The sequence below is a fragment of the Blastomonas sp. CCH1-A6 genome (assembly GCF_001556365.1).
GTDB lineage: Bacteria > Pseudomonadota > Alphaproteobacteria > Sphingomonadales > Sphingomonadaceae > Blastomonas > Blastomonas ursincola.
Window position 1 is genome coordinate 1 of sequence record NZ_LSIS01000168.1, and the last position, 11,874, is coordinate 11,874.

The 11,874-nt window shown below is 65.3% G+C and carries 11 protein-coding genes, 1 tRNA gene and 1 pseudogene; 10 read left to right on the forward strand and 3 right to left on the reverse strand.

The annotated features are described in order from the left end of the window. From AX735_RS25685 to AX735_RS06845, 6 genes and pseudogenes are all read left to right on the forward strand, one after another. A pseudogene (locus AX735_RS25685) lies at positions 1 to 314 on the forward strand (methyl-accepting chemotaxis protein); the annotation flags it as partial. Next, positions 311 to 793 (forward strand): chemotaxis protein CheW, encoded by a 483-nt coding sequence (locus AX735_RS06825; protein WP_060979375.1) that lies wholly within the window; start codon positions 311 to 313, stop codon positions 791 to 793. The pseudogene AX735_RS25685 and the gene AX735_RS06825, both read left to right, overlap by 4 nt. Before the next feature lie 92 nt (positions 794 to 885). Next, entirely contained in the window at positions 886 to 1,554 is a 669-nt protein-coding gene (locus AX735_RS06830; RefSeq protein ID WP_066277651.1) for a DUF2490 domain-containing protein, read from the forward strand. Between the two features lie 61 nt (positions 1,555 to 1,615). Then, the gene (locus tag AX735_RS06835) at positions 1,616 to 2,473 is read left to right on the forward strand and encodes a CheR family methyltransferase (RefSeq protein WP_066277632.1); all 858 of its coding nucleotides are present in this window, start codon (positions 1,616 to 1,618) and stop codon (positions 2,471 to 2,473) included. Between the two features lie 6 nt (positions 2,474 to 2,479). Next, a complete protein-coding gene (locus AX735_RS06840; RefSeq protein WP_066277635.1) occupies positions 2,480 to 3,559 on the forward strand; it encodes a protein-glutamate methylesterase/protein-glutamine glutaminase in 1,080 nt (359 codons plus the stop codon). A gap of 18 nt (positions 3,560 to 3,577) precedes the next feature. Further along, positions 3,578 to 5,326, forward strand: a complete 1,749-nt coding sequence (locus AX735_RS06845) for a hypothetical protein (RefSeq protein WP_066277640.1) — start codon at positions 3,578 to 3,580, stop codon at positions 5,324 to 5,326. A 198-nt stretch (positions 5,327 to 5,524) separates the two neighbouring features. Here AX735_RS06845 and AX735_RS06850 read toward each other — a convergent pair whose 3' ends face one another. After that, positions 5,525 to 6,160: a class I SAM-dependent methyltransferase gene (locus tag AX735_RS06850; protein ID WP_082750973.1), complete on the reverse strand. Its 636-nt coding sequence runs from the start codon at positions 6,158 to 6,160 to the stop codon at positions 5,525 to 5,527. Positions 6,161 to 6,565: 405 nt separating this feature from the next. Next, a tRNA-Ser gene (locus tag AX735_RS06855) sits at positions 6,566 to 6,655 on the reverse strand. Positions 6,656 to 6,909: 254 nt separating this feature from the next. Between AX735_RS06855 and hspQ the strand changes: the two genes are divergently transcribed. Together hspQ and AX735_RS24925 are read left to right on the forward strand one after the other, a co-directional pair. Continuing rightward, positions 6,910 to 7,236, forward strand: a complete 327-nt coding sequence (hspQ, locus tag AX735_RS06860) for a heat shock protein HspQ (protein ID WP_066277655.1) — start codon at positions 6,910 to 6,912, stop codon at positions 7,234 to 7,236. Between the two features lie 310 nt (positions 7,237 to 7,546). Next, positions 7,547 to 7,738: a hypothetical protein gene (locus tag AX735_RS24925; protein ID WP_137776268.1), complete on the forward strand. Its 192-nt coding sequence runs from the start codon at positions 7,547 to 7,549 to the stop codon at positions 7,736 to 7,738. Positions 7,739 to 7,811: 73 nt separating this feature from the next. Here the strand turns inward: AX735_RS24925 and AX735_RS06865 are convergent, their stop codons facing one another. Then, positions 7,812 to 8,690 (reverse strand): ABC transporter permease, encoded by an 879-nt coding sequence (locus AX735_RS06865; RefSeq protein ID WP_446471792.1) that lies wholly within the window; start codon positions 8,688 to 8,690, stop codon positions 7,812 to 7,814. 68 nt (positions 8,691 to 8,758) lie between these two features. On the opposite strand from AX735_RS06865, the gene AX735_RS06870 reads away from it, so the two are divergent. Then, positions 8,759 to 9,526 carry a GcrA family cell cycle regulator gene (locus AX735_RS06870; RefSeq protein ID WP_066277647.1) on the forward strand — a complete coding sequence of 256 codons (768 nt, stop codon included), beginning with the start codon at positions 8,759 to 8,761 and terminating at the stop codon, positions 9,524 to 9,526. Positions 9,527 to 9,609: 83 nt separating this feature from the next. Beyond that, the gene (gene parE, locus AX735_RS06875) at positions 9,610 to 11,601 is read left to right on the forward strand and encodes a DNA topoisomerase IV subunit B (RefSeq protein ID WP_066277649.1); all 1,992 of its coding nucleotides are present in this window, start codon (positions 9,610 to 9,612) and stop codon (positions 11,599 to 11,601) included. The last annotated feature ends 273 nt before the right edge of the window (positions 11,602 to 11,874 follow it).

Below are 11,874 nucleotides of genomic sequence, written 5' to 3' on the forward strand. Positions count from 1 at the left end.
AGGTGACGCAGCAGAACGCGAGCGCCTCCGAGCAGATCAGCTCGACCTCCGAGGAGCTGGCAAGCCAGGCCGAAGAGCTGCAGCAGACCATCGCCTTCTTCCGGGTGGAAGCCAATGCCCGCAGCCGCACCGCCGTGGCGCATCGCCCGGCCGCACGCCCGGTCACGCGCGTTGCCAAGCCCGCAAGATCTTCCAAGCCCGCGCACAAGCCGAATTCGGTCGCGCATCAGCAGGAGCGCGTGCAGGGCTTCGCGCTCGATCTGGAGCGCGGCGGGGTCGACGCCGACGACGCGCATTTTGGAGAAGCCGCATGAACAATCAGCACGAAATCCAGGTGGTCGAATTCGGGATCGGCGAAGAGGTCTTCGCCGTCCCCGTTGGCCTGGTCCGGGAGATCCTGGACCACAAGCCGCCCTTCCAGGTACCCAATGGACCCGACTATTTTCTGGGCCTGACCGATGTGCGCGGTCAGGGCGTGCCCACGGTGGACCTGCGCGTCCGCCTGGGCCTGCCCGCAGCCGAACCGACGCTGTCGACCCGCATCCTCATTCTCGACATCCCGCTGGCAGACCGCATGCTGTCGCTGGGCGTGGTCATCGACAAGGTCTTGTCGGTGGCCACGATCGAGACCGCGCGGATTGAGAATGCGCCCGATATCGGCGTCCGCTGGAATTCGGATTACATCACGGGCGTGGTCCGCAACGAGGGCGGGTTCATCGTGATCATCGATGTCGCCAGCATCTTCACCGCGCAGGACGTGCAGCAGCTGCATCCGATGGCGAAGGTTGCCTGATGCTGGATCGCCGGCCCGCCCCCGAACCGCAGGCCCGCTGCGGGCCGAAACGCCGGCCCGGCGGTTGCCGTGCCATGGCCAGGGCGAACTCGATGCTGCGCCACCTGGCTTTCCTCGCCCTGGCCCCGGCGCTCATGGCCCCGGCCGCCGCCCTGGCGGCCGAGGACACCAATGCCTGGGCAGGACAGTTCTTCACGATCAATCTCGACAAGAAGGTCTATGTCCGGCTCGAGGCGCAGGAGCGCTTCACCAATGATGCCCAGCGTCTGGGCCAGCTGCTGCTGCGATCGCTCGCCGGTTACCGGATCAGCAAGAATGTCAATGTCGGGCTCGGCTATGCCTATGTCCGCACCGATCCGGTCGGCCCGGCGCTGCTCGACGAGCATCGCTATTATCAGGAGTTGAACGTCCGGCTGCTGACGACCGAAAGCGGCCTCACCCTCGATTCCCGGTCCAGGCTGGAGCAGCGCACGTTCGAGGACCGCGACGGCACAAGCTGGCGGATGCGCCAATTCGTCCAGCTGCGCGCGCCGATTTCGGCGAACAACAAGCTGGTTGCCTATACCGAGCCCTTTGTCGACCTCAACCGGACCAGTGTCCAGCGCGGCGGCTTGTCGCTGTGGCGCAATTTCGTCGGCGTCTCGATCCCGCTCGCGAGGAATGCCGAGATCGTGCCCGGCTATCTCAACCAGCATGTGTTCCGCGATGGCGACGATCGCACCGATCACACCGCCAATATCAACATCTACGTCACGCTATGAACCAGGAAACGGCCCCGCAAATGTTCCATCGCGATCTGCCTGGCAAAGGAGGAAACTGATCATGGCTGGAGCCACCGCCAGACTTGCCATGCCGGTCACGGACGGCATCAGCCCGCAGCATTTTCGGGCGCTGTCCGCGCTTATCTACAGTGCCACCGGCATCCGAATGCCTCCGTCCAAGACGACGATGCTCGAGGGTCGCCTGAGACGGCGCGTGCGCGACAACGGCTTTGCCAGCATCGCCGATTATTGCGCCTATATCCTGAGCGGCGACGTCTCGCAGGCGGACATGGATGATTTCCTCAACGCGGTGACGACCAACAAGACCGACTTCTTCCGCGAGCGTAACCATTTCGACTTTCTGGTCTCGGACATCCTGCCCGACTACCAGAAGCGCGGCCAGCGCATGCTGCGCTGCTGGAGCGCGGCGAGCTCCAACGGCGCGGAAGCCTATACGCTGGCGATGGTGCTCGACGATTATGCGCGGACCAAGGATGGCCCCGATTACGAGATCCTCGCCACCGACCTCGACACCGAGATGCTGCAGACCGGCATCAGGGGCATCTATCCCGCAGAAATGGTGACGCCGGTGCCGCCCGCACTGCGCCGCCGCTATGTCATGGAGCCGAAGGACCCCTCCCGCCGGGACGTTCGCATCGCTGCAGCGCTGCGCAAGAAGGTCAGCTTCGGCCGCCTCAACCTGATGAACGACCACTATCCGATCGGTGCGCCGGTCGACATCATTCTCTGCCGTAACGTACTGATCTATTTCGACAAACCCACTCAGCACAAAGTGGTAACCCGTTTGTGCGAACAACTTCGTCCGGGCGGCTATCTGCTTCTCGGGCATTCCGAATCGATCGCCGGGTTCAGCGGACAGCTCAAGTCCGTCTGCAACACGGTCTTCCAGAAGGTGTAAGCGATCATGGTCCGTCCCAAGATCCGCGTGCTCATCATCGACGACAGCGCCAGCGTGCGCCAGACGCTGACCTCCGTGCTGCAGGAAGATCCCGATATCGAGGTGATCGCCGCAGCATCCGATCCGTTCGCCGCCGCGCGCTACATCAAGGACGAGGTTCCCGACGTCATCACGCTCGACGTCGAGATGCCGCGCATGGACGGCATCACCTTCCTGCGCAAGATCATGGAGCAATGCCCCGTCCCCGTCGTCATGTGCTCGTCGCTGACCGAACAGGGGTCCGAAACGCTGATGCAGGCGCTGGAGGCGGGCGCCGTCGACGTGATCCTGAAACCGCGCATGGGTGTGGCCGATCATCTGGCGGAATCGCGGATGATGATCCGCGAGACGGTCAAGGGCGCGGCCAGGGCCCGGGTGACAGGGCACAAGCCGGCCCCTGCCCCGCGCAAGGTCGAGGCGAAGCTGACGGCGGATGCCATGCTGATGCCGCCTTCGGGCCGCGCGATGAGCAAGACCACCGAAATGGTCGTATGCATCGGCGCATCGACGGGCGGCACCGAGGCGCTGCGTGAGGTGCTGATGGCGCTGCCCGCCAATTCACCGGGCATCGTCATCGTCCAGCACATGCCCGAGAATTTCACCCGCGCCTTCGCCAAGCGGCTCGACGGGCTGTGCAATGTCAGCGTCAAGGAAGCGCAGGACGGCGATACCGTGATGCGCGGCCATGTGCTGATCGCGCCAGGCGGCAAGCACATGCTGCTCGAACGCCAGGGCGCACGCTATCTCGTCTCGGTTCGCGACGGACCGCTGGTCTCGCGCCACCGCCCCTCGGTCGATGTGCTGTTCCGCTCTGCTGCGCGCAATGCAGGATCGAACGCGGTCGGAATCATCATGACCGGCATGGGCGATGACGGCGCGCGCGGCCTGCTCGAGATGAAGCAGTGCGGTGCGCGCACCTTCGCCCAGGACGAGGCAAGCTGCATCGTCTTCGGCATGCCCAAGGAAGCGATCGCGCGGGGCGCGGCCGACAAGGTCATACCCCTGGGTGCGATCGCCCGCGAACTGCTCCACGCCACCGCCCGCTGAACAAGGACCAGACCCGCAATGCTCCATGCCAGGATCAGCGCAAGCGACGCCAGCCCCGCCGGGGACGCGACGATCAGCGTGCTGCTCAGCCAGATCACGCAAGGTATCGACGCGCGCTTCGTGACCGTGGGCAAGACGCTGGCCCAGGCGGTGGAATCGATCGACGGCATCGTCAGCGCCCTGCGCGAGGCGACCTCGACCTTCCAGTCGGGCGACGGCGCGGCTGCGGTCAGCAATCTCACCACCGCGGCGCGGCGCCTGTCGAGCGTGGGTGACCAGATGCAGGGCCGCGCGCAGGACATGGGCGAGATCCAGCAAGCCTCGCGGCGGTTGTCCGCGCACATTGCCGATGTGCAGAAGTCGCTGCACGTGCTCCATATTTTCGGTCTCAACGTGAAGATCGCCGCATCGGGGGCCGAAACCTTCGTCGACTTTGCCAACACCATGTCGGGCCAGCTTTCGGCGGGCGAGAAAGAGGTCGGCGCGCTTCAGACCAAGCTCGATGGGCTTGCTGCAAGCCTGCGCAGCATGGAGCATAACGACCGGCTGCTCGCAAGCGAATGCCAGCGCGTGGTGCCGCACGTGCCTGATCGGCTGGAGGCCGATGCTGCGGCCCTGCGCAAGCATCAGGCGATGCTGGCGGAGCTCGCCGACAAGAAAGCCGTGCTCGCCCGCTCGATCCAGGGCAGCGTCGCGAACGTGCTGGGCGCGATCCAGGTCGGCGACATTGCCCGCCAGCGGCTCGAGCATGTGCTCGAAGGCTATGCCGACATGCAGGCGACGCTGGCGACGGCGGGGCTCTCGGCCGATGACGAGGCGGCGACCCGCGATCATCTGCTGCGGCTGCTGCTCGCGCAGCTCACCTCCTCTGCGCAGGAGTTCCGCACTGAAACCCAGGCGCTGGTCCGCTCGCTGCGCAGCATGGTGCCCGAGGCAGACCGGCTGATCGCGCTGAGCAAGGGTGGCGGCAGCGAGGACGGCCAGGTGTTCCTGCGCAGCCTGGAAGCCGGGATTGCCGAGGCCAGCGCGATGATCGCGCAGCTGCAGCTTGCCGATGCCCAGGCCGCCGAGACGCTGCGCATCATCGTCGATACCGTGGACGACCTGTCGGGCCGCGCCGCCGCGATGCGCATCCTGCGGATCGAGGTGCAGCAGATGGCGATCAATATCGGCCTGAAATGCCGACGGGTGGAGGCGATCGGTCGCCCCGTCGCGGTGATCGCCAACGAGATCCGCGCCAGTTCCGATGCGCTGGACCAGACGATCAAGCAGATCACCGCCGAATCCACCGGGCTGGGCGCGATCTCGCTGCGCATGCGCCAGCATGCGGAGGCGCAGGTGGGACAGGACAGCGACGGGCTGGCCAGCTCGCTCAGCGCCATTCGCGAGGGCGCTCAGCGCACCGAGCAGGCGATGGCAGTGTCCGAGAAAATGGCCAGCGGGCTGCTCGGGGCGCTGCGCTCGACCACCGACGAGCTCGAGGAAAGCCTCGATCTGGGCGATGCGCTCGAGAGGATCGAGGCGCTGCTGACGATCGAGCTGGGTCGCGATGATCCGCTGTCGCTCGAGGGACGTGACGATCAGGTCGTTCGGATGGTGATGGACCGCATGGCGCGCAGCTATACCATGGCGAGCGAGCGGGTGGTGCACGATGCCTTTTTGCTGCCCGGCATGCCGCGGCTGATTGCGGACAAGCCGCAATCCTCCGCCAGCCATGGCGGTCCTGCAGATGACGACGACGCGTTGTTCGACGACGCGCTCTTCTGAAGTCGTCCAGTTCGATCCCGGTCGCCTGGGGGACAGCTTCGGGGGAGGCTGCAGGTGGCCGGATGCTTCGGTCGGGGGGCCGAAGCGAACCGGCCTCAGGGGGTCGGCACGGTTCGGGGCCGGCGGCATGCTTCCAGCGCATGCCCCCGGCCCCGGACACTCCGGAGAGCTGGGGCGACGTGAAGCGCCGCTTGTGTATCAGCCAGACCGACCGCTCGCCCAGTAGATCCGGCACGGCGGCATGTTGCGCCATATGCGCGCGGTGCGGACTTCGGCAAAGCGCGCGGCCAGCAAGGGCGCGACCGCATCGCGCATCTGATAGGCGATGATCTGGCCCTGCTCACCCAGCGCCTCCACGCTCGAATCGAGGATACGCGCGCCCAGGTCCGGCGCGATCGTGGAAAAGGGAATGCCGGTGACGATGCGATCGACCGGCCCCAGGCCCAGCCGCCGCAGGATCACGCTCAGCGACGCTGCCGATCCGGTGACCGCATGCAAGCGCGGATCGGGCAGGCTTTCCTGCAGATAGCGGGTGAAGCGGTGGCTGGTATCGATCGTCAGCAGCGTGCTGCCAGCCGGCATGCGGCGCAACAGTTCGCGCGTGAAGGGCCCCTCGCCCGGGCCGAACTCGACCACCAGCCGCGCAGCCGAAAAGTCCACGGGATTGAGCGCTGCCCTGACCAGCGCCGCCGATGCGGGGAACGCCGAACCCACGCCCGACGGCGAGCGCAGAAACTCGCGCATGGTCATGCCCTGGCCCAGGCCCAGCCGTGCCGCAGCCGCCGATAACCAGTGTCCGCGCGATGACCGAACCGAAAAACCCGCGCCCGCCATAATCCCTCCTGCGTCACAACGGCACAGCAACGCCTACGCATCAGGGCGCATCCGGTTTCAGGCCGGGGTCATCCAATGGTGGGATCAAGACCGATACTAACATTCTGGAAAGCCTCGGTTTGCATCTGTCTTTGCGTCGGCAGACCAGGCGAGTTTCCAGGCCTCCCTGCATGCCAAGGCAGACAAATGACTGGCAGCGATGCGATGCGCGCCGGCTCGACCATCCAGATCGGCGCCTCCGCCTTGGGGGACCCCTTCCCTGCACCTACCGGTATCGTCGATTTCTGCTGCGGCGCACTGCCGCTTACCCCGGAATGTGATGGCCGACTGCGGAAAGGCGAAGGGAAGAAAACCCCGTGTTCACAGGGGTTTATAGACAATCGAGGAGGAGTATGGAAGAACGACTGGCGGAGAGGGTGGGATTCGAACCCACGGTGAGCTTGCACCCACGCCGCATTTCGAGTGCGGTACATTCGACCACTCTGCCACCTCTCCGTCCGGGCGAGCCGAAACGGGCGTTTCGGCGATCCAATCGGTTCTCGCGGGGCATGAAAATGCGTGGTCGATCCGCGAGAAGGCGGGCCATTAGCGCAAGGCAAGCGGCTTGCCAAGGGGGAATCCGGCCTGTGCGCGCTGCAAAGCTTGTATGCTGCGCCGCAACACCTTAGATTAAGCCTATGAGCAACCATCCTTTCCGTTTCGGCCAAGACGACGCACCCGATGGCAGCGCCGGTTCCGGTGCGGTGGTGATGCCGCGCGTGGCCAAGGCGCGCTATGCGATCGGCGATGTCGTGCGGCACCGCATATTCGATTTTCGCGGCGTGGTGTTCGATATCGATCCGGTGTTCGCGAACAGCGAGGACTGGTACGAATCGATCCCCGAGGAACTGCGCCCGGCCAAGGACCAGCCCTTCTATCACCTGTTCGCGGAAAATGCCGAGAACAGCTATATCGCCTATGTCAGCCAGCAGAATCTGGTGAAGGACGACAGCAACGGACCCGTCGATCACCCGGCCGTGCAGCAGCTCTTCGGCCCGTTCAGTGGCGGGCGCTATCGCCTACGCACGATGCACTGACACGCCGTCCGGTGGGGCGGTGCCTTTCCGGGAAATAGGGCTTGGACTGGGAAACTCGGTTGAGCCGTATCGTCGGCACGTCGAGGCGGATTGGCAGCTATCGGGCAGACTAAAAAAATTCCGGAACTTCTGCTTTCGACCCCATTGCGGTCATTTGATGCGCATGGTTTTATGGCTCATGACTAGAGACCGTATATTGCGAGAACGGCTTGCCTCAGGTTGTCCGGACCTTGTTGCGGACTTTTATCTCTATCCCACTAGCGAGGGCGGTAAGGCCACCTCCGCAGTGCTAGGGTGGGGAGCGCCATGCATGAGCAGCAAGACTTCCGCTGAAGCTTGGGACGGTTACCCCCTGCTTGAAAGCGAAATGAAGCCTGGTGATCGGCGACGTGTTGGCTTTGTCTTTTTGTCCGGGCAATCAGCAATCAACGCGCTTACAGTTCACGACCAATTCTATATTAATGAAGGACGGATCGTGGGCGAGGCGACCATAGTACGCTAACCCCCCAAAGGCAGATCCCGCCCGAAGTCGCACAAAGGCGCTGCTGTCAGTCACCGAAGTCCCCACCCGCCGATCAGGACCGCAGCTTCCATCCCGACCGGAGCAGCGCGTAGCAGCCGATACCGAGCGCGGCGTTGATGGCGAGCAGCAGCAGCGATCCCGCGAGCAGCGGCGAATCGGTGCTGCTGATGAAGCCGTAGCGGAAGCCCGAGATCACGTAGAAGAACGGGTTGGCATGGCTGAGCGCGCGGAACGTGGGCGCCATAGCGTCGACCGAATAGAAGGTGCCCGAAAGCAGCGCGAGCGGGGCGACCACGAAATTGGTGATCGCGGCGGCATGATCGAACTTCTCCGCCCAGATCGAGGTGAGCACGCCCATGAAGGCGAGCATCACCGCGCCCATCAGTCCGAACCAGAGGATCGCCCAGAGATGCTGCGGCATGACATGGATTCCCGGCCAGAGCAGCATCGCCAGCCAGACGGCCGCGCCCACCAGGAACGCGCGGGTGACGGCGGCGATGACCAGCGACACCAGCACCTCGAGCTCGGACAGCGGCGGCATCAGATAATCGATGATCGTCCCCTGGATCTTGCCGACGAGCAGCGAGAAGCTCGAATTGGCAAAGCTGTTCTGCATCATCGCCATCACGATAAGGCCGGGGGCGAGGAAATCGCCGAACGGCACGTCGAGCACCATGCGTCCGCTGCGCCCCAATGCGACGGTGAAGATCACCAGATAGAGCATGGTGGTGATCGCCGGGGCCCAGATGGTCTGCAACTGCACCTTGAAGAACCGGCGCACCTCTTTCATATAGAGGGCTTTCAGTCCTCCCCAGTTTATCGCGCTGATCCTCACGGTGCCGGGTTCCGCAAAGGGGCTCGGCGATCGAACTTCCGGCCTTGTGCCGGTCTGGGCCACGCCAGCGGGGGGATTTGGTGCTTGATCGTTCATGGTGGATGCGCCTATCGGCGGTCACCAGACCGGGCAAGCCCCAATAGGTCAAGAAGGAATTGCTTTTCATGTCATGGACCGACGAGCGCATCGACCAGCTCAAAACCATGTGGGAGAAAGGCCTCACCGCCAGCCAGATCGCAGAAGAGCTGGGCGGGGTCAGCCGCAACGCCGTCATCGGCAAGGCACACCGCCTGGGCCTGAAGTCGCGCCCCTCGCCGGTCAAGCCTGGCGAAGCCAAGCCCAAGCCCGCGCCAAAGAAGGAGGCCGCGCCCAAGCCTGCGAAAAAGGCCGAGGTCGAAGCCCCCGCAGATGAGCCGCCGTTCAAGACCGATGCGCCCGCCGCCGCCACCGCCAAGCCTGTGCGCGTCGCGCCTGCTCCTGCTCCCGCGCCGACCCCTGCCCCGCGCCCGGTGGAAGCCGCGCCGGTGGTCGATGAAGACGAGGATGATAACGACGAGGCTGGCGAAGTCACCGCCGCACCCGAGGCCAAGCCGCAGCCTCGGATCGTTTCGGTCGGCCCCGGTGGATTCCTGCGCCAGGGTCCCGGCGACCAGCAGGCGCCGATCCCGCCCGCGCCGCCGCGCCGCCTGGTGCCCGCGCGTCCCAGCCCGGAAATCGCCGACAAGACCAGCCTGCTCGATCTGACCGATCGCATCTGCCGCTGGCCGATGGGGCATCCGGGCGAGCCCGATTTCCATTTCTGCGGCGAGCCGGTCAATCCCGGTTTCCCCTATTGCGTCGAGCATTGCGGCCGCGCCTATCAGGCGCAGCTGCCGCGCGGCACGCGCCGTCCGCCTCCGCCGATGCCGTTCGGCGGACCCAGGGTGCGTTGAGGCGATCAAAGCCTGAACATTCTGGCGGATAAGTCCGGCGGGCCGCTTGCCCGTCCGAGCATTTCCGCCGTATAGCTGGCGGCATGTCCGACGATCTGTTCGCCAAAGCCTCCGCCACGCCCGAAACCTATGACGCCTCCGCGATCGAGGTGCTCGAGGGGCTGGAACCCGTGCGGCGCAGGCCGGGCATGTATATCGGCGGCACCGACGAGCGCGCGCTGCATCACCTGGCCGCCGAGGTGCTCGACAACAGCATGGACGAGGCGGTGGCGGGCCATGCCTCGCGGATCGAGGTGACGCTGCGCGCGGGCAACCATCTGACGATCAGCGACAACGGGCGCGGCATTCCGGTCGATCCGCATCCCAAATATCCCGGCAAGTCGGCGCTGGAGGTCATCCTCACCACGCTGCATTCGGGCGGCAAGTTCTCGAACAAGGCCTATGCGACCAGCGGCGGCCTGCATGGCGTCGGCGTCTCGGTGGTCAACGCGCTGTCGACCGAATTGCTGGTCGAGGTCGCGCGCAACAAGGAGCTGTACGCGCAGCGCTTCTCGCGCGGAGCGCCGCTCGGCCCGCTGGAAAAGGTCGGCGCGGCACCCAACCGGCGCGGCACCACGATCGGCTTCGTGCCCGACGAGGAAATCTTTGGCGCCGGTGCGAAGTTCAAGCCCGCGCGGCTGTTCGCGCTCGCCCGGTCCAAAGCCTATCTCTATGCCGGGGTCGAGATCCGCTGGAAATGCGATCCCGAGCTGGCCGACGACAAGGTGCCGCAGGAAGCGGTGTTCCAGTTCCCCGGCGGGCTTGCCGATCACCTGCGCGAGCAACTGGGCAATCGCGAATGCGCGACCTCCGATTTCTTCGCGGGCCGCCAGGATTTTCCCGAGGGCAAGGGCCGGGTCGAATGGGCGGTCGCCTGGCCGCTCTGGTCCGACGGCAGCTATTCCTATTACTGCAACACCATCCCGACGCCCGATGGCGGCACGCACGAAGCGGGACTGCGCGCGGCGATTTTGAAAGGACTGCGCGGTTTCGGCGAGCTGATCGGCAACAAGAAGGCGGCGGGGCTGACGGCCGAGGACGTGATGACCGGCAGCGAGCTGATGCTCTCGGTGTTTATCCGCGATCCGCAGTTCCAGAGCCAGACCAAGGACCGGCTGACCTCGCCCGAGGCGGCGCGGCTGGTCGAGGCGGCGATCCGCGACCATGTCGACCATTTTCTCACCGACAATATGGAGCGCGGCAAGGCGCTGCTCGGGCTGGTGCTCGAGCGGATGGACGAGCGCCTGAAGCGCAAGGCCGAGCGCGAGGTCAAGCGCAAGACCGCGACCAGCGCGCGCAAGCTGCGCCTGCCGGGCAAGCTCACCGATTGCAGCAATGACGGCACCGGGGTCGAGGGAGCGGAGACCGAGATCTTCATCGTCGAGGGCGACAGCGCGGGCGGATCGGCCAAGCAGGCGCGCGACCGCAAGACCCAGGCGATCCTGCCGATCCGCGGCAAGATTTTGAACGTCGCCTCGGCCAACAGCGCCAAGATCGGCGCCAATCAGGAGATCGCCGATCTCGCGCTGGCGCTGGGCTGCGGCACCGGGAAGCATTGCGACCCGGCCCAGTTGCGCTACGACCGCATCATCATCATGACCGATGCCGATGTCGACGGCGCGCATATCGCCACGCTGCTGATGACCTTCTTCTTCCAGGAAATGCCCGATATCGTGAAGGCCGGGCACCTGTACCTCGCCCAGCCACCGCTCTACCGGCTCGTGGTGGGGGCCAAGAGCTGGTACGCGCGCGACGATGCGCACCGGGCGGAGCTCGAAGCCACCATCCTCAAGGGCAAGAAGGTCGAGGTCAGCCGCTTCAAGGGACTGGGCGAGATGAACCCCGGCCAGCTGCGCGAAACGACGATGAACCGCGCCACCCGCTCGCTGCTGCGCGTGACGCTGCCGCCAGCCTATGAGCAATATGCGGCGGTCAAGGAACTGGTCGGCGAACTGATGGGCAAGAACCCGGAACACCGGTTCAACTTCATCCAGAACCACGCCGCGCAGGTCGATCGTGAAGCGATCGACGCGTAAGGGTTTCGGCCTTGGGAGACGGTTCGTAAGACGTCCCTCGACTTCCCGGCATGACCGGGAAGTTTACCCCGAGCGGCTGGCTTGCCAGCCAGCCGAGGGGCTCGGGACAAACGGAGGGGGGAGCGATCCGGCATCAGCAGCGCGTGCATCCCGCAGCAACTTCCCGTTTGTCCCGAGCGAAGTCGAGGGGCCTGGACGCAGACCCCGCCGATTACAGGCGACACTGGCAGCGCTGAGCCTCGCCATCACCACGCCCGTCGCAAACGCCCAGAC

What these genes read in the sequence shown, in the direction of transcription:
- AX735_RS06840 (WP_066277635.1), top strand. Translation starts at nt 2,480, where the DNA reads ATGGTCCGTCCCAAGATCCGCGTGCTCATCATCGACGACAGCGCCAGC.
- AX735_RS06870 (WP_066277647.1), top strand. Translation starts at nt 8,759, where the DNA reads ATGTCATGGACCGACGAGCGCATCGACCAGCTCAAAACCATGTGGGAG.
- hspQ (WP_066277655.1), top strand. Translation starts at nt 6,910, where the DNA reads ATGCCGCGCGTGGCCAAGGCGCGCTATGCGATCGGCGATGTCGTGCGG.
- AX735_RS06825 (WP_060979375.1), top strand. Translation starts at nt 311, where the DNA reads ATGAACAATCAGCACGAAATCCAGGTGGTCGAATTCGGGATCGGCGAA.
- AX735_RS06865 (WP_446471792.1), bottom strand. Translation starts at nt 8,690, where the DNA reads ATGAACGATCAAGCACCAAATCCCCCCGCTGGCGTGGCCCAGACCGGC.
- AX735_RS24925 (WP_137776268.1), top strand. Translation starts at nt 7,547, where the DNA reads ATGAGCAGCAAGACTTCCGCTGAAGCTTGGGACGGTTACCCCCTGCTT.
- AX735_RS06850 (WP_082750973.1), bottom strand. Translation starts at nt 6,160, where the DNA reads ATGGCGGGCGCGGGTTTTTCGGTTCGGTCATCGCGCGGACACTGGTTA.
- AX735_RS06830 (WP_066277651.1), top strand. Translation starts at nt 886, where the DNA reads ATGCTGCGCCACCTGGCTTTCCTCGCCCTGGCCCCGGCGCTCATGGCC.
- parE (WP_066277649.1), top strand. Translation starts at nt 9,610, where the DNA reads ATGTCCGACGATCTGTTCGCCAAAGCCTCCGCCACGCCCGAAACCTAT.
- AX735_RS06835 (WP_066277632.1), top strand. Translation starts at nt 1,616, where the DNA reads ATGGCTGGAGCCACCGCCAGACTTGCCATGCCGGTCACGGACGGCATC.
- AX735_RS06845 (WP_066277640.1), top strand. Translation starts at nt 3,578, where the DNA reads ATGCTCCATGCCAGGATCAGCGCAAGCGACGCCAGCCCCGCCGGGGAC.